Annotated in this window: 17 protein-coding genes; 6 read left to right on the top strand and 11 right to left on the bottom strand. The window is 61.7% G+C overall.

Annotation, left to right across the window (positions count from 1 at the left end; genetic code table 11):
* Positions 1-47: 47 nt before the first annotated feature.
* Both BLL38_RS13430 and BLL38_RS13435 read right to left on the bottom strand, forming a co-directional pair.
* Positions 48-530 carry a hypothetical protein gene (locus BLL38_RS13430; RefSeq protein WP_076963029.1) on the bottom strand — a complete coding sequence of 161 codons (483 nt, stop codon included), beginning with the start codon at positions 528-530 and terminating at the stop codon, positions 48-50.
* Positions 531-809: 279 nt separating this feature from the next.
* Positions 810-1,034 carry a hypothetical protein gene (locus tag BLL38_RS13435; RefSeq protein ID WP_007898912.1) on the bottom strand — a complete coding sequence of 75 codons (225 nt, stop codon included), beginning with the start codon at positions 1,032-1,034 and terminating at the stop codon, positions 810-812.
* A gap of 878 nt (positions 1,035-1,912) precedes the next feature.
* On the opposite strand from BLL38_RS13435, the gene BLL38_RS13445 reads away from it, so the two are divergent.
* Positions 1,913-2,236: an SEL1-like repeat protein gene (locus tag BLL38_RS13445; protein WP_076963030.1), complete on the top strand. Its 324-nt coding sequence runs from the start codon at positions 1,913-1,915 to the stop codon at positions 2,234-2,236.
* A 175-nt stretch (positions 2,237-2,411) separates the two neighbouring features.
* Positions 2,412-3,776, top strand: a complete 1,365-nt coding sequence (locus tag BLL38_RS13450) for a DNA recombination protein RmuC (protein WP_162843716.1) — start codon at positions 2,412-2,414, stop codon at positions 3,774-3,776.
* Positions 3,777-3,901: 125 nt separating this feature from the next.
* Here BLL38_RS13450 and BLL38_RS13455 read toward each other — a convergent pair whose 3' ends face one another.
* The 3 genes from BLL38_RS13455 to BLL38_RS13465 form a co-directional block, all read right to left on the bottom strand.
* Positions 3,902-7,372 (bottom strand): hybrid sensor histidine kinase/response regulator, encoded by a 3,471-nt coding sequence (locus tag BLL38_RS13455; RefSeq protein ID WP_076963032.1) that lies wholly within the window; start codon positions 7,370-7,372, stop codon positions 3,902-3,904.
* Between the two features lie 106 nt (positions 7,373-7,478).
* Positions 7,479-7,865: a YbaN family protein gene (locus BLL38_RS13460; RefSeq protein WP_076963033.1), complete on the bottom strand. Its 387-nt coding sequence runs from the start codon at positions 7,863-7,865 to the stop codon at positions 7,479-7,481.
* 20 nt (positions 7,866-7,885) lie between these two features.
* Entirely contained in the window at positions 7,886-8,473 is a 588-nt protein-coding gene (locus BLL38_RS13465; protein ID WP_076963034.1) for a UPF0149 family protein, read from the bottom strand.
* A gap of 274 nt (positions 8,474-8,747) precedes the next feature.
* Between BLL38_RS13465 and recQ the strand changes: the two genes are divergently transcribed.
* Together recQ and BLL38_RS13475 are read left to right on the top strand one after the other, a co-directional pair.
* Entirely contained in the window at positions 8,748-10,877 is a 2,130-nt protein-coding gene (gene recQ, locus BLL38_RS13470) for a DNA helicase RecQ (protein ID WP_076963035.1), read from the top strand.
* Positions 10,878-10,998: 121 nt separating this feature from the next.
* Positions 10,999-11,433, top strand: coding sequence for a MarR family transcriptional regulator (locus tag BLL38_RS13475; RefSeq protein ID WP_038446921.1), 435 nt, complete (start codon positions 10,999-11,001; stop codon positions 11,431-11,433).
* Between the two features lie 144 nt (positions 11,434-11,577).
* Here BLL38_RS13475 and BLL38_RS13480 read toward each other — a convergent pair whose 3' ends face one another.
* Positions 11,578-13,767 (bottom strand): patatin-like phospholipase family protein, encoded by a 2,190-nt coding sequence (locus BLL38_RS13480; RefSeq protein WP_038446923.1) that lies wholly within the window; start codon positions 13,765-13,767, stop codon positions 11,578-11,580.
* Between the two features lie 84 nt (positions 13,768-13,851).
* On the opposite strand from BLL38_RS13480, the gene BLL38_RS13485 reads away from it, so the two are divergent.
* Positions 13,852-14,139: an Rdx family protein gene (locus BLL38_RS13485; RefSeq protein ID WP_038446925.1), complete on the top strand. Its 288-nt coding sequence runs from the start codon at positions 13,852-13,854 to the stop codon at positions 14,137-14,139.
* 38 nt (positions 14,140-14,177) lie between these two features.
* On the opposite strand, the gene BLL38_RS13490 is transcribed toward BLL38_RS13485, so the two are convergent.
* The 3 genes from BLL38_RS13490 to BLL38_RS13500 all read right to left on the bottom strand — a co-directional run bounded on the left by BLL38_RS13490 (position 14,178) and on the right by BLL38_RS13500 (position 16,322).
* Complete coding sequence (locus BLL38_RS13490; RefSeq protein ID WP_038446927.1) at positions 14,178-14,459, bottom strand: hypothetical protein; 282 nt, start codon at positions 14,457-14,459, stop codon at positions 14,178-14,180.
* Positions 14,460-14,588: 129 nt separating this feature from the next.
* Positions 14,589-15,470, bottom strand: a complete 882-nt coding sequence (locus BLL38_RS13495) for a DMT family transporter (protein ID WP_038446929.1) — start codon at positions 15,468-15,470, stop codon at positions 14,589-14,591.
* Between the two features lie 93 nt (positions 15,471-15,563).
* Positions 15,564-16,322: a helix-turn-helix transcriptional regulator gene (locus BLL38_RS13500; protein WP_038446932.1), complete on the bottom strand. Its 759-nt coding sequence runs from the start codon at positions 16,320-16,322 to the stop codon at positions 15,564-15,566.
* A gap of 133 nt (positions 16,323-16,455) precedes the next feature.
* Between BLL38_RS13500 and BLL38_RS13505 the strand changes: the two genes are divergently transcribed.
* Positions 16,456-17,265, top strand: coding sequence for a UDP-2,3-diacylglucosamine diphosphatase (locus BLL38_RS13505; protein ID WP_038446934.1), 810 nt, complete (start codon positions 16,456-16,458; stop codon positions 17,263-17,265).
* 127 nt (positions 17,266-17,392) lie between these two features.
* Here the strand turns inward: BLL38_RS13505 and BLL38_RS13510 are convergent, their stop codons facing one another.
* On the bottom strand, positions 17,393-18,592 hold the full coding sequence (locus BLL38_RS13510) for an amino acid aminotransferase (protein WP_162473192.1): 1,200 nt from the start codon (positions 18,590-18,592) through the stop codon (positions 17,393-17,395).
* Positions 18,589-18,945: a 4a-hydroxytetrahydrobiopterin dehydratase gene (locus BLL38_RS13515; RefSeq protein WP_017134918.1), complete on the bottom strand. Its 357-nt coding sequence runs from the start codon at positions 18,943-18,945 to the stop codon at positions 18,589-18,591. Before BLL38_RS13515 ends, BLL38_RS13510 begins: the two co-directional genes overlap by 4 nt.
* Positions 18,946-18,948: the final 3 nt, after the last annotated feature.

Consider the following 18,948-nt stretch of genomic DNA (forward strand, 5'->3'; position numbering starts at 1 on the left):
ATCCGACCAAAATTGCTGCTTTTAGCCGAATCTTGCAAAGTGCCCGATCAGCAGGCGACCTGTTTCATGGGGGATACACAGGTTTGCCAGGCCTGGGTGTAATCGCGCAGCCGGCCCTGGGGATGAAATATTTCTTTCCAGATACGCGCCATGCCCAGCAGGTCGTCGGGGCGAGGCAGTTCGGGGCGTTGTTGTTCCACCAGCAACCAGGCGATGGCAGTGGCGTAACGCAAATTGACCGCCAGCTCCAACTGCGGCCCGCTGAGGAAGGCATGCTGGCTGGCGAGGCCGCGCACCAGGCTGGCACGTTCCGGGTCGAGGGCCAGGTAGTCGTCCCACAGGGCCCGGTGGCGCGGCTCGGTAATGCGATACAGGCCGTGGCCACGCCGGTCGTGCAAGGCCGAGCCCAGTCCCGATTGGCTGGCGGCAACCCCCAGCAGCAGGGATTCGGCAGTGTGGCTGTGGCAACCCAGGTAAATCAGCGTGGGTCGGATCACATAACGACACAATTCGCTGGCGGCAATGCCCATAAAACCCTCGAAACCTTGAAAGTGGTCGACGAGGCCTGAGACGGTGGGGGCTTGGCAGCGGTGGATCGGATCTCAGGCTCGTCGGAGGCGGAACCAGCCGCCTGACTTGAAGTTTAGTGTCAGATTTACGACGTAAAGGCCTGTTTTTAAAATATTTCTAGCTTGTGGTTATAAGCGTTATATCTGTTTGACCTAAAGCAAACCGACAAAAAACCAAATCGCGGGCAATAAAAAACCCTGCCTTGCGGGCAGGGTTTTCGATGTTCAGCGTCGGGTCAATCAGGCAACCAGGGCCTGACGGGTACGCTCGATCACGGCCTGCAGCGGCTCTGCGCTGGAGTATTGATCGGGGTACAGGCGTTCGCTGTGACGAGCGATGCCGTGTTCGTTGACCAGGGTGAAGCTGAAGCAGCCTTTGCGAGCGGCCATGATCAGGCAGTTCATTGGAGCAAAAGCATTGGTGAGGGTGCGAATGGCATCCTGAGTATGGATTTGAGTGGACATATTATGGGTGTTCCTACAAATGACACGGATAAGAACCGTGCAACGTTAAAACGTTCCAGTGACGCTGATCACCATTGATCATGCGAAGAACCCGACTGGAACAAAGCAGCCAGTTTGAAGCGCTGAATAGTTTGGCGCGCTTGGGCTGGCAGGTAGGTACTTAGGAGGGCAGGCAACACAACAGGGGCAAAGGTTCTGGGCCCAGGGTGAAGATCCTGATCAATTTGCAGGTTGGTTCGGTCAGAGTATGGAAACTTCGCGACACCCTTTGCATTGTTCAAAGGCCGTGTCGTCGCAAGTGATACCTGGAAACCATCGAGGTGGTCGATCCCATCAAGATTGACAGAACCTCTCTTTAGGGAAGCTACGTCGCGGGGATTTGTTCGACCAGAATTGACTTTCAGCTTGGTACTAACGCCGCAGATAGTAATGGCTTGAAACCAGTAAAGCAAGTGTGTTAGCCAAAATACTTTACCCGCCCCCTCTGGCCCCGCCCGCGTTTGTGTCTGGGCTGTAACGTTTTGGACCGCAAAGCGATGGGGATATAACCACCCGGCAGGTAGTTGTGCACATTGGTTGCGCCGTGTGTCACCGGGTCGACGCGCTGCCGGATGAGCCCACGAATGCCTGCATCAAAAATTTAAGTCAATGAAAAATCTGGCTTTTTTTTATTGGTGAAAAAATCGTCAGTTTAAGCGCGGCCCCCATTCCATGGGCCTTTGCGCGAGTTAAAGCACGGTTGTCCACTGAGTTATCCACAGCTTCTGTGGATTGTCCCAAGCGCTTGCTCTAGAACGGGCGTGCAGGGTTTTTTCAGCTTTACCCGTACGAAAAAAGGAGTAGAGTGGCGCGCCTTCCGTTCTGCCCTACAGTGCTTTATGAAGTTTCGCTCAGTATCACCCTCTGTTACCGACAATCCTCCGAGTGTTACCCCACCCAAGCGCTTCTCCTTGAAAGTCGCCCTGTGGCTGCTGGATAACCCGCGCATTGGCGATAACCCCAATATCAAGCATTTCGCCGGGCGTTTGCTCAAGCAGCCGGCCCGTGAAGGCGTGGTCGCGGCACAGAGCCGCCTGGGCCTGTTGATGTGTCGCGAGTGCGGCAATGCCCGGGACCGCCGCATCGGCCACGACCTCCTGCGCCAGGCCGCCCGTGCCGGCGACCCTGGCGCCCAGCGTGCACTGGGCCAGATCAAAGACTGAGCTGTCCACAAAGCACTCGCTTGGTTAACCTTCCTCTTTTACCGTAATGGCGGGAATGGCTATGGCTTTTGACTGGACCAGTGTGGCATTGGGTCTCGCCGCTGCGGCGTTGCCTCTGTTGGTCCTGTGCTGGCAGATCCAGCGCCGCCTGAACGCCCGCAGCGCCGGTTGGGAACTGCTGGAAGAACGCCTGGCCACCGCGCAATTGGCCCAGGAAGGGCTGGCCGCGCAACTGGACGCCAGCCGCGACGAGATCAGCGACCTGAGCCAGGCCAATGCCGCCAAACAGGCGGATCTGGCGGCGGTACGCCGGGAAGTCGAACTGCTGCAAATCGACCGTGATAACGCCCGTGATGCGGCCCACGCCTGGAATATCGAACGCTCTGCCAAGGAAGGCGAACTGCGCCGCCTGGATGCCTTGTCGGCCGCCCTGCGCGCCGAACTGCGCGAGCAGCAGGACAGCCATCAACAACGCCTCAACGACCTGCAAGGCTCGCGGGATGAGCTGCGTGCGCAGTTCGCCGAGCTGGCCGGGAAAATCTTCGACGAGCGCGAGCAGCGGTTTGCCGAAACCAGCCAGCAGCGCCTGGGGCAATTGCTCGACCCATTGAAGGAACGCATCCAGTCGTTTGAAAAACGTGTGGAAGAAAGCTATCAGAATGAGGCACGTGAGCGCTTTTCCCTGGCCAAGGAGCTGGAGCGCCTACAGCAATTGAACCTGCGCCTGTCGGACGAGGCCACCAACCTCACCCGTGCCCTCAAGGGGCAGAAGACCCAGGGCAACTGGGGCGAGTTGATTCTGGAGCGGGTGCTGGAACATGCCGGCCTGGAGAAAGGCCGTGAGTACCAGACCCAGGTCAGCCTCAAGGGCCCGGATGGCGAGCGTTTCCAGCCGGACGTGCTGATCATGTTGCCGGGCGACAAGCAGGTGGTGGTGGATTCCAAGGTCAGCCTGACCGCCTATCAGCAGTATGTGGCGGCTGATGACGAGGTGATCGGCCAGGCCGCCCTCAAGCAGCATGTGCTGTCGTTGCGCAATCATGTCAAAGGCTTGGCCGGCAAGGACTATAAACGTCTGGAAGGCCTGCACAGCCTGGATTTCGTGTTGCTGTTCGTGCCCATCGAAGCTGCGTTTGCGGCGGCCTTGCAGGCTGAGCCGAACCTGTTCCAGGAAGCCTTCGACCGCCATATCGTGATCGTCAGCCCTACCACGTTGCTGGCGACCCTGCGGGTGATCGACAGCCTGTGGAAGCAGGAGCGGCAAAGCCAGAACGCCCGGGAAATCGCCGAACGCGCCGGCTGGCTGTACGACAAGTTCGTATTGTTTATCCAAGATCTGGATGAAGTGGGTAATCGATTACAGCAGTTGGATAACGCCTACAGTGCGGCGCGCAATAAGCTTACAGATGGTCGCGGAAATCTGGTCAGTCGGGTCGAGCAGTTGAAGCTGCTGGGCGCACGGGCCAGCAAAGGCTTGCCTGCCGATCTGTTGGAAAAAGCGATGACCGATGAAGATGGCGTCGCCCAACTCCCTGACTAAACGCAGAACCCAAATGTGGGAGTGGGCTTGCTCGCGATAGCGGTGAACCAGTCGATTTATTCGGTGGCTGACACTCCGCTATCGTGAGCAAGCCCGCTCCCACATTTGATCGGATACGCGGCTGATTACAAAGGCAGATGCCGGTTCAACAGCGCCCGCAATGCCGCCGGCTTGACCGGCTTGGCCAGGTAATCCAACCCCGCCGCATGCACCTGGGCCACCATTTCCGGCCGGCCATCGGCGCTGATTACCACCCCGGGAATCGGCTCCGCCAGTTGCGCGCGCAGCCAGCCCATCAACTCGGTGCCTGTCTCGCCATGGTCCAGGTGGTAATCCACCAGGGCCAGTTGCGGGCGCATGCCCTCGGCCAGCAACGCCGCGCATTGCGCCTGGTCGCGGGCGGTCCAGACCTGGCAGCCCCAACGGCTCAACAGGCTGCGCATGCCAATCAGGATGCTGTCTTCGTTGTCCACGCACAGCACCTGGGCACCGCTCAGTGGCAGGCCTTTTTCTGGGGTGGCCGGCACCTGCACGCTGGTTTGCGCCTTGGCCAGCGGCACGCTGACACTGAAGACGCTGCCCTTGCCCGGCCACGAACGCACCCGCAAGCGGTGCCCGAGCACCCGGCACAGGCCGTCGGCGATGGCCAGGCCCAGCCCCAGGCCCTTCTCGGCACGGGTCTGGTGGCTGTCCAGGCGCTTGAACTCTTCAAAGATGACTTTCTGTTTATCCAGCGGTATGCCCGGGCCACGGTCCCACACCTCCAGGCGCAGTTCGCCACGCCGCCGTCGCACACCCAGCAGTACCGGGCCGTGGGCATAGCGGAAGGCGTTGGTCAGGAAGTTCTGCAGGATTCGCCGCAGCAGCTTGATATCACTGTCGACGCGCAAGCGGCTGCCGCGCAGGCGGAAACGCAAGCCTTGTTCCTGGGCCAGCACCTTGAACTCCGCGCCCAGGGCGTCGAACAGTTCATTTAAGGCGAACGGCTGGCGCTGGGGGTTGATCTTGCCGTTTTCCAGGCGGGAGATATCCAGTAGGTCGCTGATCAGGTCTTCGGCCGAGCGCAGCGAACTGTCCAGGTGCTGCACCAGTTGCCGGGCCTCGCCGGACAAACCTTCGCTCTGGTGGGAGAGGGCGGCGGAGAACAGTCGCGCCGCGTTCAGCGGCTGCATCAGGTCATGGCTGACCGCGGCGAGGAAGCGGGTTTTCGACTGGTTGGCCGATTCGGCCACGCCTTTGGCATCGGTCAGGGCCACGTTCAGTTGCGACAGTTCATGGGTCCGCTCGGTGACCCGCTGTTCCAGGCCCTCATTGGCCTCGGTCAGGGCCTGTTCGGCCTCGCGGAACGCGGTGATGTCGGTGAAACTCATGACAAACCCGCCACCGGGCATCGGGTTGCCGATCAGCTCGATCACCCGACCGTTGGGGAACAGCCGTTCCGACGTATGTGCCCGGCCCTGGCGCATCCAGTGCAGGCGCCGCGCCACATGGACTTCGGCCTCGCCCGGGCCGCACAGCCCGCGCTCGGCGTTGTAGCGAATAATGTCGGCAATCGGCCGGCCGACGCTGATCAGGCCGTCGGGGTAGTTGAACAGCTCCAGGTAGCGGCGGTTCCAGGCCACCAGCTTGAGGGACTGGTCCACCACGCTGATGCCCTGGGTGATGTTCTCGATCGCGCCCTGCAACAGCGCGCGGTTGAATTGCAGCACTTCGGAGGCTTCGTCAGCGATACGGACGACGTCCTCCAGTTGCATTTCCCGGCCTTCAATCGCCGCTTTCACCACCGCCCGCGTCGAGGATGCCCCCAGCACGCCAGCCAGCAGCCGCTCGGTGTGGGCGATCCAGTCGTTGTCGGCATTCTGGTTGGGGTTAAAGCCCTTGCCCTGGCGGTAGGCGAAGCGGATGAAGCTCTGTTGCGCGCGTTCTTCGCCGACAAAGCGCGCTGCCAGGCTCAGCAGGTCATTGATCTGCACCGACAGCATGGAGCGGGCGCTGGCGCGCTGGCTGGTTTCCTGGCCGATAAAGCGCCCGGCCTGCCAATGCTCCGACACCCGTGTACGCGACAGCACCGAGACCCAGGCAAACAGGGTGAAGTTACCGGCCAAAGACAGCACCACACCCTGGGTCAGCGGGGTGATCGGCAGCCCCAGCGGGTTGCCGTGCAGCCAGGCCAGGCCCGGGAAGATATTCAGCGACCAGCCCAGGCTATGGGCGGCAATCGGCAACACCAGGGTGTAGAACCACAGGAAGGTGCCCGCCGCCAGGCCGGCAAACACGCCGCGCCGGTTGGCCTGCTTCCAGTACAGCGCGCCGAGCATCGCCGGTGCCAGTTGGGTCACCGCGGCAAAGGCGATCTGGCCGATGGTTGCCAGGCTGGCGGTGGAGCCGAGCAGGCGATAACTGACATAGGCCAGCAGCAGAATAATCACGATGCTCACCCGGCGTACCGAGAGCATCCAGTGGCGGAAGACTTCAAACGGGCGCTCGGCGTTGGTGCGGCGCAGCAGCCACGGCAGCAACATATCGTTGGAAACCATGGTCGACAACGCTACGCTCGCGACGATGACCATGCCGGTCGCCGCCGATGCGCCACCGATAAACGCCAGCAACGCCAGGGCCGGATGGGCTTCGGCCAGGGGCAGGCTGATCACGTAGGAATCCGGCAGTACCGAGCTGGGCAGCAACATCTTGCCGCCCAGGGCAATCGGCACCACAAACAGCGCCGCCAGCACCAGGTACGCCGGGAACACCCACTTGGCCAGGCGCAGGTCCTGAGGCTCGATGTTCTCGACCACGGTGACGTGGAACTGACGGGGCAGGCAGATGATCGCCATCATCGCCACGCCGGTCTGCACCACCATCGATGGCCAGTTGACGGTCTCTTTCCAGTATTCCTCCAGCCTCGGCGCGAGCATCGCCTGGCTGAACAGATCGTTGAAACCGTCGTACAGGCCGTAGGTCACAAACGCACCCACGGCAAGAAAGGCGAACAGCTTGACCAGGGACTCGAAGGCAATCGCCAGCACCATGCCGCGGTGGTGCTCCGTGGCGTCGAGGTTGCGCGTGCCGAACACGATGGTGAACAGCGCCAGCACCAGGGACACGATCAAGGCGGTGTCCTGGGCCCGGGTGCCGGTGGCATCGGCGCCAGCGCCAATCAGCAGGTTGACCCCCAGCACGATGCCTTTGAGTTGCAGGGCAATATAAGGCAGCACGCCCACCAGGCAGATCAGCGCCACCACCACCGCCAGGGACTGGGACTTGCCATAGCGTGCAGCGATAAAGTCGGCGATGGAGGTGATGTTTTCCTGCTTGCTGATCAGCACCATCTTTTGCAGGACCCAGGGCGCCAGTACTAGAAGCAGGACCGGTCCCAGGTAGATCGGTAAAAATGCCCACAACTGTTCGGCGGCCTGGCCTACAGCGCCGAAGAAGGTCCAACTGGTGCAATACACCGCCAGCGACAGGCTATACACCCAGGCACGCACCCGTGGCGGCAGCGGCGCGTGGCGACGGTCACCGTAGAAGGCGATGGCAAACATAATGGCCATATAGGCCAGGGCAACGGCGGCGATCAGCCCGCTGGACAGCGTCATGAGTACTCCAGGCATAAGAACACCCAGGCATTCCAGGCCCGGGACGACAGTCTCGCATGCTGGCCGGGGTTAGTCAGTGTCGACGAAGGTCGTGTAGGGGCGGTTCCTACGAGCGCGGAGGCAGGGTTTTCTGGCGCAAGAGGTAGATTGTCACCAGCACTGCACTGGTCAACATGAAGCCACGTGCCCAGGGCAGTGGCACCAGGTAGCAGGACAGGCCGATGCTCAACCACATCAGGCCGATGGCATACACCTTGCCTTTTAATGGAATACCGTTGCCATCCAGGTAATCACAGATCCACGGGCCAAGGCGCGGGTGATTCACCAGCCAGTGGTAGAAACGCGGGGAGCTACGGGCAAAGCAGCCGGCAGCCAAGAGCAGGAAAGGGGTGGTCGGCAAGACCGGCAGGAAAATCCCGATCACCCCGAGCACCACGCTCAACCAGCCAATGGCCAATAGAACGTAGCGCACAATCGGGGAGCGGTTGCCCATGGGCGCCACGGGCGGGGGACTTAGTGATGGCGAGGCTTGAGGATCGCCGGTTTTTCGTCGGGGGCGTTGCACAGCAGGTACAGGGCGGTCAGGGCTTCCGGGATCTGTACGATCATGTCGTCCATCAGGTTGGCGTCGCTGGCGATATCGGCGAACTCAGGCTGGTCGTCGAACAGGCCGGAACCGACCATGATCGGCAGCAGCATTTCGCTGACTTCTTCCTCGGCGGTTTCAAACCAGGCCGCTTCACGCAGGAACACCCCTTCCATAAAGCCAATGCACCAGCCGCGCAGGTCGGAGTCATCCGGCTCTTCGCCCAGGTCGAGCTCGCAAGGCAGCTCGAACTCTTCATCGGACGCCAGTTGGCGGGAGATGTGGGCCTTGAGCTGGAGCAGGGTTTCTTCGATTTCGGTGCGCTGGGCCTCGTCCTTGTAGTGCGGCTCTTCGGCGAACAGGGCGTCGATCCATTCGCGATCAGGCACCGGTTCAGAGCAGATCGACAGGGCGGTCAGGTAGCCGTGGGCGGCCACGTAGTCCAGCGCCTCGTCATGCAGCTCATCGGCATCGAGGAAGGCTTGCAGGCGGTTTAGTTGCTCAGCGAAGGACATTGAAAGACTACCTTGGGAATAAACGATGCTGAATTCTAGGCCTTCTTGAGCGCACAGGCCAGCCGCACGGCATATTTGCAAGGTTTTCAGATGGGCCGCTATTCGTCAGTGGCACCCTTTGCCGAGGAGTGCTCGGGTATACTGCCGCGTTTTGTGATGCCCCTACAGGCCGGAGGCGGTTGCGGGAAAAGTTCGCTTACGGATTATTTTCCGGGCAGGCGCGCTTTTTCAGCCAGCCTGTACAGAGGGATTTCGGTGGAATTTGGAGTTTTTCATGCTTGAACAGGCTCAACGCGTCCTCAAGGACATCTTCGGCTACGACAGCTTTCGTGGCCGCCAGGGTGCGATCATTGAGCGCGTGGCCAGCGGCGGTGATGCGCTGGTCCTGATGCCTACCGGCGGCGGCAAGTCATTGTGCTTCCAGGTGCCGGCACTGCTGCGTGAAGGGCTGGCGGTGGTGGTCTCGCCGCTGATCGCGCTGATGGACGATCAAGTGGCTACCCTGGAAGAGTTGGGCGTTGCCGCCGCCGCCTTGAACTCCACCCTGAGCGCCGAACAGCAACGCGACCTGGCGGCGCGGATCCGCCGTGGCGAAGTGAAGATGCTCTACCTGGCGCCCGAGCGTTTGGTCCAGCCGCGGATGCTGGCGTTCCTGCAAAGCCTGGATATCTCCCTGTTTGCCATCGACGAGGCCCACTGCGTCTCCCAGTGGGGCCACGATTTTCGGCGTGAATACCTGCAATTGGGGCAACTGGCCGAGCTGTTCCCCAATGTGCCGCGCATTGCCCTGACGGCCACGGCCGACAAGCGCACCCGCGAAGAAATCGTCGAGCGCCTGCACCTGCAGAACGCCGAGCGTTTTCTTTCCAGTTTCGACCGCCCCAATATCTTTTATCGCATCGTGCCCAAGGAACAGCCGCGCAAGCAGTTGCTCGCATTCCTCTCCGAGCGGCGCAGCGATGCCGGGATTGTCTACTGCCTGTCACGCAAGAAGGTCGATGAAGTGGCGGCGTTCCTGTGCGAGCAGGGTTACCCCGCACTGCCTTACCACGCCGGCCTGCCCAACGAGTTGCGGGCTTATCACCAGAAGCGCTTCCTCAACGAGGAAGGCCTGATCATGGTGGCGACCATTGCGTTTGGCATGGGCATCGACAAGTCCAACGTGCGCTTCGTGGCCCATATGGACCTGCCCAAGTCCCTGGAGGCGTACTACCAGGAAACCGGACGTGCCGGCCGCGATGGCCTGCCGGCGGATGCCTGGATGGTCTATGGCCTGCAGGATGTGGTGATGCTCAAGCAGATGCTGCAGAACTCCGAGGGCGATGAGCGTCACAAGCGCCTGGAGCAGCACAAGCTCGATGCCATGCTGTCGCTGTGTGAAGAAACCCGCTGCCGCCGCCAGACCTTGCTCGCTTATTTCGACGAAGACATGCCCCAGCCCTGTGGGCATTGCGACAACTGCGTGGATGGCGTGCAGACCTGGGATGCCACTGAGCCAGCACGCCAGGGGCTGTCGGCGATCTTCCGGACTGGCCAGCGTTATGGCGTCGGTCATCTGGTGGATGTATTGCTGGGCAAGGACAACGAAAAAGTCCGCAGCTTTGGTCATCAGCACCTCTCGGTGTATGGCGTGGGCAAGGCGCGGGCTGAAGGCGAATGGCGTTCGCTGTTCCGCCAGATGGTCGCCCGCGGCCTAGTGGATATCGACCTGGAAGGCTATGGCGGCTTACGCCTGAATGACAGTTGCCGGCCGCTGCTCAAGGGTGAGGTCAGCCTGGAACTGCGCCGCGACCTCAAGCCGCAGACCACTGCCAAGTCCAGCAGCACCAGCCAGGCCAGCCAACTGGTGCGTGGCGAAGAGCGCGAACAGTGGGAAGCCCTGCGTGCCTTGCGTCGCAAGTTGGCACAAGAGCACAGCGTGCCGCCCTACGTCATATTCCCCGACTCCACCTTGCTGGAAATGCTGCGTGAGCAGCCCACCACTCTGGCGGAAATGGCCAGGGTTGGAGGCGTCGGCGCGCGCAAGCTGGAGCGTTATGGCCAGGCGTTCCTGGAAGTCCTTGGCGGCCAGGCCGAGGCACCGAAGGAAGTCGCCGATATCCGTCACGAGCTCATCAGCCTGGCCCGCGCAGGCATGACGCCGATCCAGATCGCGGGGCAATTGCAGTGTTCAGAAAAGAACGTCTACACGTTGCTGGCCGAGTCCATTGGCAAGCAGCAATTGTCCCTGGAGCAGGCCCTTGATTTGCCGGAGGACTTGCTCGGTGAAATCCAGGATGCATTTCTCGACGGCGAAGGCGAGTTGCCACCGGTTAGCGACATAGCCCCGTTGTTTACCGGCCGGGTGCCAGAGGGGGTTTTGTACTGTGTACGGGCCGCTTTGCAGTCGGAATTCGAGATTTGATGTGTCAATTACGACAATGTAACGAATCAGTACATTGCAAGCCTTGCCTACTGTCATGGGTCATGCTTAGCTGACTAATAATTAGCCACACTTAATTTTCAGTCTAACCCATGAGTTTTTTATGCCGTTAACCGATCAACACCGCTTTGGCATGCAGTTGGCGCAAATGTCCCGTGGCTGGCGCGCCGAACTGGATCGCCGCCTGGCGGGGCTGGGGTTGTCCCAGGCGCGCTGGCTGGTGCTGCTGCATCTGGCCCGTTTTGAAGAAGCACCCACCCAACGCGAACTGGCCCAGAGTGTCGGGGTAGAAGGGCCCACATTGGCGCGCTTGCTCGATAGCCTGGAAAGCCAGGGCCTGGTGCAACGCCAGGCTGTGGTGGAAGACCGTCGTGCCAAACGCATCCTGCTGTGCGATACCGCCAGGCCATTGATCGAGCAGATCGAGACCATTGCCACAGCCTTGCGCCAGGAGCTGTTTGTGGGGGTCGATGAAGAAGATATGCGGGTGTGCATGCGCGTGCATGGGCATATTCTGGCTAATCTGGAAAAGACCTGACCCGGTTGCGCCGCTGATCAACATGTGGGAGCGGGCTTGCCCGCGATGGCGGAGGGTCAATTGATAAATACTTGACTGATACACCGTCTTCGCGGGCAAGCCCGCTCCCACACAAGCCTGCTCCACTTCGGCCAAGTGTTGTTCTTAGAAGGTCTGGCCGAGGTTCAGGTACACCGCCTTCTGATTGTCATCATTAAACCCATAGCTGAAGTTCAACGGCCCCAGCGGCGTATCAAACCCGAGGAAGATGCTCGCGGCGTTGATGTAGCCACTGTCGAACTCATTGTCGTTGTTCCATGCTCGCCCCCGTTCCAGGGAGGCACCCAGGTACAGTGGGAAGTCCAGCGGCAAGTACGAGCGTGGGGTCAGGCGGCGGTAGTACACCGCGCGCATCAGGCTGATGTTCTGCCCGGAAATCGCATCCTGGCGGAACCCTGACAGCTGCCGCGCACCGCCCAGCAGGAAGCTGGAAATCACCACGTCGGAATCATCCAGGGTACGTCCGTAGCGCCCACCCAGCACCAGGGTGTCCGGGCCGTGGCTCATGGCCTTGTCCAGCTTGAACTCCCATTGGCGGTAGCGCTGGTCGGAGCCCAGGCCGGGTTCGAATTCCCGGTAGGCCAGGCCGATATCTTCACCGGTGTGAGGGAAGTACACGTTGTCCAGGGAGTCGAACGAGTACTTCAATTCGTAGAAGCCCTCGCTGAAGCTCACGCTTGGCAAGTCGCGATCGCCAATGCGCACATCGGCCTTGCCCCAGGCTTCGCCGACGCCGAAGCGGATTTCGCCACTGTTGCCAATCTGCCGGCCGACGTTCAGGCCAAAACCATAGCGCTCCAGGCGGTATTCGGAGATGGGGTCGTTATCCATGATCAGTTCGACGTTCTGCGCCTGCGCCCTGATGTAGGGCGCGACGAAATAACGTGAGCCGGTATCCATCGGCTGGTAGAACTCGCTGTACAGTTCCTGGCGATCTCCGATCTGCACCCTTGTGAGCCATTCGGCGCCGAGGTGGTTGATGCCGTTGACGCGGTAGCTGGCGCCGAGGTTGAAGGCACTGTCGCCGCGCATGTCGTCGGACAGGTTGAGCCCCAGGCGCAGGTAGTCGGTGCCGCTGCGTTTGCCGCGCGCGCTGATGACCAGGGTGTTGTCCGGGCCTTTTTTCACCACGCGGTATTGCACCTGCTCGAAGTAATCCAGGCCGTACAGGGTGCCCATGTCGGATTGCAGGCGTGCCAGGTTCAGCGGTTCGCCGATGGGTTGGCGGATGTAGTAGCGGATCACGTCGTCGCCGACTTTCGAGTCGTTCTCGACCTTGATGGCGGTGATCGTCGGATTGCGCTGGCCCGGTGTGCGGGCGGCAGTCAATTCGGCGTCTACTGAGCCTGTCGGGCGCAGGAGTGCCATACGGGCATCCAGTGCACGGGTGGCGCGGTAGCCTGCGTAGATCATGTCTTTGGCACGGCCAAAATCCGTCACGCCATAGGCGGCCAGCGGTGGCTGGATCAGCACGTCGCCGGGATGCAGGGCCTTGAGTTGCTCCTCCGAGTTTCGGCGGGTCATCAAGGTGATGGACTGGTTGAGTACATCCACCACCGTCGCCAGTTGCTTGCGGCCGCGCAACGGTGTGCCGATATCCACCACGATGGCCATATCGACCCCCATCTCACGCGCCACATCCAGCGGGATGTTATCGGTCATGCCGCCATCCACCAGCAGCCGGCCGTCCAGTTCCACCGGGGCGAATACCGCCGGGATCGACATGCTGGCGCGAATCACCAGGGGCAGGTGGCCCTTGCGAAACACTACTTTCTCGCCGCTGGTGATATCGGTGGCCACGGCGCGGAATGGAATCGGCAGCTTGTCGAAGTCGCGGGTGTTGCTGCTGTGGGCAAACATGCTCTCCAGCAGCAGTGCCAGATTCTGGCCCTGGATCACGCCCAGGGGCAGGCCGAGGCTGCCGTCATCGCGAAAGCTCAGTTTCTGCTTGATCAGGAAGTCCCGGTCATCCTGCTTGCGCCGGAACGGTACGTCTTCCCTGGGCGGGGCGTCGGACAGCGCCAACTGCCAGTCGATGCTCAGTGCCAGCTTTTCCAACTCGTCGATCTTGTAGCCCGAGGCGTACAGCCCGCCAATCACCGCGCCCATGCTGGTACCGGCAATGGCGTCGATGTGAATGCCTTGCTCTTCCAGGGCCTTGAGCACGCCAATGTGCGCCAGGCCACGGGCGGCACCGCCGGAGAGCACCAGGCCGATCTTCGGGCGTGGCGCTTCAACGGCTTGGGCAAGGACAGGGAGCAGGCACAGCAACAGGCAGGACAGCAGGCGGCGCATCATCAATCTCGGGGCTGGGCGGCAAAGGCCGGTATTATAGCCATCCGATCCACCGGTCTCGTCATCTCAGGAGTTCTTCATTTTATGTCTGCGTCCAAGCCCGAGATTGTTATCACCTATTGCACCCAGTGCCAGTGGTTGCTGCGCGCGGCGTGGCTGGCCCAGGAGTTGCTGAGCACGTTTGCCGACGACCTTGGCAAAGTGGCCCTGGAGCCGGCGACAGGCGGGGTGTTTCGCATCACCTGCGAGGGTGTGCAGATCTGGGAGCGCAAGGTCGATGGCGGTTTCCCGGAGGCCAAGGTGCTCAAGCAGCGGGTGCGCGACCAGATCGATCCACAGCGCGACCTGGGGCACAACGATCGGGTGCAGTAAAAGGCACTGCCGGCGCGGAGCCGGCAGTGACGGGCGGTTTACTTGGCCGCCATCTTGTTTTTGATCCAGCCGACGACGAGCGTCAAAACCAGGCCGCCCACGCCACCGCCGACAATATTGCTGCCGACGGCGGCAACGTCCAGCGCCCCGCCGGCGGGCATGCCGCTGATGGCTGTGATGATCTGCCCCAGCACCAGGCCGCCGACGCCGCCGAGTACCGTATTGAGCCCGGAGCCCAGGCCTTGCTTGCTCAGGCCGGCGATGTTGCCGCCGACCGCGCCACTGATGATCTGAATGATCAGGGTGATGAACATGTCCATGGTGAAACTCCTGCATTGCGTTAGGGGAGCGACCACTCGCATGCAGCAACTTCAAGGATCACGGCTGTCGTCGAGGAGTCTGTATCCGTTGAACGACTGCTGACTGTTGCGGATACAAAAAAGTATAGATCAGGCCGCAGCCGCCGGCTGTCGGGCCTTGGCGGGGCGGCTCATCAGGCCGGAGACGACGATGGCGGCAATGATCAGCGAGCCGCCCAGCAGCATACGCAGGGTCGGGGTTTCGCTGAATAGCAGCCAGGCCACGGTGATGCCGTAGACCGGCTCCATGGCGAACACCACCGCGGCGGTCCGCGCCTTGAGCACCTTGAGGCTGGCGACAAACAGACTGTGGGCCAGGCCGGTACAGAACACCCCCAGCAGGCCGATCCATAGCCAGTCGAGGGCGCGCACTTCGCCGAGGCCTTCAGCTGCGACGGGCAGCAGGCACAGGGCGACCACCACGTTCTGGCACAGGGCTGCCTGCACCGGGGGAATGCTGGCGCTGGCCCGGTTGTTCAACGAGAGCAGCGAGAACAACAGGCCCGAGAGCACGGCCCAGATCAGGCCGCTGGTGGCCTGGCTGGCGAGGTCGAAGTCCGGGGTGACCAGCACCAGGCCGACGCTGACGAGTACCACCAGCACCATTTCATTGGCGCGAATCCGCTCGCGGAAGATCAGGCCTTCGAGGATCACCGTGAACGCCGGGAACGTGGCAAATCCCAGCGTCGCAATCGCCACGCCTGCCACTTTCACCGCAATAAAGAAGCTCACCCAGTGCCCGGCCAGCAGCAAGCCGCTGAGCAGCAGGCGGCGCAGGTCGGCGCGGTACAGTTTTTGCCAAGGTGTGTTGCTGGCAAAACGGGCAAACAGCACCAGGGCGAGTACCGCGAAAGCGGCACGCCCAAACACGATAATGCTCGGCGATGCAACGGCAAGCTTGCCGAAGACGCCGGTAAGGCCAAACATCAATGCACCGATGTGCAGGGCGCCGAGGGCAGTGCGGGGAGTCATGACAGTCCTTAAAGCAGTCAGCAGGCAGGCATCCAGTCTAGAGCGCAGTGCGCGGGGGTGTCTGTCGCGCGAATCGCCGGTTTTAGCGCAAGACTAGCGCCCATTGTCGAGCCGGCGCAGGGCCCCGGGCGAGCGGCCGAACTCGCGCAGCATCGCTGCAGCAAACGCACTTTGTGAACCATAGCCGACCCGCGCGGCAATCTCGCCAATGGGCAGGAGGCTGTCGCGCAATAACCCGCGGGCCATGTGCAGGCGCCGGTTGCGGATGTAGTCCATGGGTGTCAGCCCGCATTCGGTGACAAAGCGTGCGTGCAGGCGGGCGACGGACATATCTGCCAGCCGCGCCAGATCAGCGACTTGCAGCGGGTAGGCCGCATGCTGGTCGATATGTGCATTGAATGCACCATAAGGCAGGCGCCGCGGGCCCGCGTGCGCTGGCGACTGGCCATTGAGGGTCGCCAATAACAGCACCGCACCTTGCTGGGCGATCAGCGGGTCATCCAGTGCGCTGCTCGCCAGCCAGTTGACCAATTGGCCCTGGCGGGCATCCAGGTTCACCCGTGCCGGCTGGTCCAGCAGGCGGCGACTGGACTCTGCGTGCTCGCCCAGCGAGTGCATCACCCACTGTTCGTCGGGCACATCCAGCACCAGGCACTGGCTGCCCCGGGGGCTGCCACAGCTGTGATGGGTGGAGAAAGGCAGGACCATCACCCCTTGCGGGCAAACTTCGCCGCCGATGCCTTCCACCTCGAAATCCAGGCGGCCGGCCAGGCCAAACACCAGTTGCGCGTGGTCATGGCTATGGGCGATCAGGTCGTGGGTGTAATGGCGCAGCGTGAGGGTCGGTCTCATCGCAATCTCCCGGGCAGGCCGGCAGTTTACACCGCCCGACGGGCGGTGGGCGCTGTCATCTGACTGACGCAAGAGTGTCATGGGCTGTTAATTGCCCGGGAGCAAGCTGGCGAAAACACCCTTGAGGTATGCCATGACCAGCGCCGAGCTCGCCAAACCCAGCCGCAAGCAACGTGTCCGTACCCTGTGGATCTCCGACGTGCACCTGGGCACCCGGGACTGCCAGGCCGAACATCTGTCGCAGTTCCTCAAGGGCTACCACGCCGACAAGGTCTACCTGGTGGGCGATATCATCGACGGCTGGAAAATGCGCGGCGGCATGTATTGGCCCCAGGCCCACACCAACGTGATCCGTCGCCTGCTGACCATGAGCAAGCGCGGCACCGAGGTGATCTACGTCACCGGCAACCACGACGAGTTCCTGCGCCGCTACTCAAAGCTGATCCTGGGCAATATCCAGTTGGTGGACGAAGCGGTGCATGTGACCGCCGATGGCCGGCATTTGCTGGTGATTCATGGCGACCAGTTCGACGTGATCACCCGCTATCACCGCTGGCTGGCGTTTCTGGGGGATTGGGCCTACGAATTCACCCTGACCCTCAACCGTTGGCTGAACCACTGGCGGGCGCGCTACGGGTATGGCTACTGGTCGCTGTCGGCGTACCTCAAGCACAAGGTGAAGACGGCGGTGAGCTTTATCAGCGATTTCGAGGAAGCCATCGCCCATGAAGTGACCAAGCGCGAGTTGCATGGCGTGGTGTGCGGGCATATCCATCACGCCGAGATTCGCAAGGTGGGCGAGGTGGATTACCTCAATTGCGGGGATTGGGTGGAGTCGTGCACGGCGTTGATCGAGCACTGGGATGGGCATATCGAGCTGTATCGGCTGGCCGACGCCCAGGCCAAAGAGGCGCAGGTCAAGGCCGAGATGGTTGCAGGCTGAAGATCGCCTCGGTCAAAAATGTGGGAGCGGGCTTGCTCGCGAATGCGGTGTATCAGTCAGCATATCCAGCACTGATCCGCCGCATTCGCGAGCAAGCCCGCTCCCACATGTTGGATGGTGTTTTGCCTTAGGGCTTACAAACGTCTGCAATGGCCTCGGCCAGCAGCCCCAGGCGCGTCTCATCAATCCCGGCCACGTTGGCCCGGCCGGAACTGACCATGTACACGCTGTGTTTTTCCCGCAGTTGTTTGACCTGTTCGGCGCTCAGGCCGGTATAGGAAAACATCCCGCGCTGCACGCCCACATGGGCAAACCGTTCGGACAGCCCATGGGGCACCAGTGCTTCGACCAGGCCCGAACGCAGTTGCGCGATGCGCGAGCGCATGCCTTCGACTTCTGCACTCCAGAGTTGTTTGAGCGCGGTATCCCCGAGAATGGTCGCGACCACGGCGGCCCCGTGATCCGGTGGTGTCGACCACAGGTTGCGTGCGATAAACGCCAGTTGGCTGCGTACATCCAGCAACTTCTGCGCATCGTTGGCGCATACGATCAGCGCGCCGACACGGTCGCTGTACAAGCCGAAATTCTTCGAGCAGGAACTGGTGATCAGCACCTCAGGCAGCTCCTCGGCAAACAAACGCACCGCCCATGCGTCCTGCTCCAGGCCATCGCCAAAACCCTGGTAGGCAAAGTCGATCAGCGGCAGCAGTTGGCGCTCGCGCACAATCTGCAGCACCTGGCGCCAGTCGTCCTGGGACAGGTCGAAACCGGTGGGGTTATGGCAGCAGGCGTGCAGCACCACCACGTCGCCATCGGGCACGGTGGCCAGGGTGGCGAGCATGGCTGGCACGTCCAGGCGGTTGTCACTGCCCACGTAGGGGTAATGGCTGACCTTGAGCCCGGCCTTGGCGAAGATGGTTTCGTGGATCGGCCACGTCGGGTTGCTCAACCACACGCCACGGCCGGGCAGGCTGTGGGCGATAAAGTCGGCGCCAAGGCGCAGGGCACCGGTGCCCCCCGGGGTTTGCGTGGCGCCGGCGCGTTGTGCCTTGAGCAGCGCCGAGCCGGCGCCGAGCACCAGTTCACTGACCAGGCGACCGAAAGCCGGGTCGCCATGCCCGCCGATGTAGGTCTTGGTGGTTTGCTGCTCGACCAGGCGCTGCTCGGCACGTTTTACCGCCTGCAGGATCGGGGTCAGGCCCTGGGCATCTTTGTAGACGCCCACGCCGAGGTCGAATTTTTGCGGGTTGGTGTCCTTGGCATAGGACTCCATCAGCCCCAGGATCGGATCACCAGGCACCCGGCCAATCGCGGCGAAATGCATCACTTGCGGCCCTCGGCATCCTTGGCCACTTCGTCGGTGCGGGCGGCCATGATGAAGTCGTTGCGGTGCAGGCCCTTGATGGAGTGGCTCCACCAGGTCACGGTGACTTTGCCCCATTCGGTCAGCAGGCCTGGGTGATGGCCTTCGGCTTCGGAGATCTCGCCCATGGCGTTGGTGAAGGCCAGGGCGAATTTGAAGTTCTTGAACAGGAAGACTTTTTCCAGCTGCATCACGCCGTCGCGCACTTCGATGTTCCAGTCAGGGATCTGCTTGATCAGTACCGGCAGTTCTTCGTCGCTGACTTGCGGGGCGTCGGCGCGGCAGGCTTCGCAATGGGCTTGGTTCAAGGTGGTCATAAA

This window comes from Pseudomonas gessardii (assembly GCF_001983165.1).
Lineage (GTDB): Bacteria > Pseudomonadota > Gammaproteobacteria > Pseudomonadales > Pseudomonadaceae > Aquipseudomonas > Aquipseudomonas gessardii.

Excerpts from the sequence above, each read along its gene's own strand:
- BLL38_RS13430 (WP_076963029.1), bottom strand. The coding sequence starts at position 530 with ATGGGCATTGCCGCCAGCGAATTGTGTCGTTATGTGATCCGACCCACG.
- BLL38_RS13435 (WP_007898912.1), bottom strand. The coding sequence starts at position 1,034 with ATGTCCACTCAAATCCATACTCAGGATGCCATTCGCACCCTCACCAAT.
- BLL38_RS13445 (WP_076963030.1), top strand. The coding sequence starts at position 1,913 with ATGAAGTTTCGCTCAGTATCACCCTCTGTTACCGACAATCCTCCGAGT.
- BLL38_RS13455 (WP_076963032.1), bottom strand. The coding sequence starts at position 7,372 with ATGACGCTGTCCAGCGGGCTGATCGCCGCCGTTGCCCTGGCCTATATG.
- BLL38_RS13460 (WP_076963033.1), bottom strand. The coding sequence starts at position 7,865 with ATGGGCAACCGCTCCCCGATTGTGCGCTACGTTCTATTGGCCATTGGC.
- BLL38_RS13465 (WP_076963034.1), bottom strand. The coding sequence starts at position 8,473 with ATGTCCTTCGCTGAGCAACTAAACCGCCTGCAAGCCTTCCTCGATGCC.
- recQ (WP_076963035.1), top strand. The coding sequence starts at position 8,748 with ATGCTTGAACAGGCTCAACGCGTCCTCAAGGACATCTTCGGCTACGAC.
- BLL38_RS13475 (WP_038446921.1), top strand. The coding sequence starts at position 10,999 with ATGCCGTTAACCGATCAACACCGCTTTGGCATGCAGTTGGCGCAAATG.
- BLL38_RS13480 (WP_038446923.1), bottom strand. The coding sequence starts at position 13,767 with ATGCGCCGCCTGCTGTCCTGCCTGTTGCTGTGCCTGCTCCCTGTCCTT.
- BLL38_RS13485 (WP_038446925.1), top strand. The coding sequence starts at position 13,852 with ATGTCTGCGTCCAAGCCCGAGATTGTTATCACCTATTGCACCCAGTGC.
- BLL38_RS13490 (WP_038446927.1), bottom strand. The coding sequence starts at position 14,459 with ATGGACATGTTCATCACCCTGATCATTCAGATCATCAGTGGCGCGGTC.
- BLL38_RS13495 (WP_038446929.1), bottom strand. The coding sequence starts at position 15,470 with ATGACTCCCCGCACTGCCCTCGGCGCCCTGCACATCGGTGCATTGATG.
- BLL38_RS13500 (WP_038446932.1), bottom strand. The coding sequence starts at position 16,322 with ATGAGACCGACCCTCACGCTGCGCCATTACACCCACGACCTGATCGCC.
- BLL38_RS13505 (WP_038446934.1), top strand. The coding sequence starts at position 16,456 with ATGACCAGCGCCGAGCTCGCCAAACCCAGCCGCAAGCAACGTGTCCGT.
- BLL38_RS13515 (WP_017134918.1), bottom strand. The coding sequence starts at position 18,945 with ATGACCACCTTGAACCAAGCCCATTGCGAAGCCTGCCGCGCCGACGCC.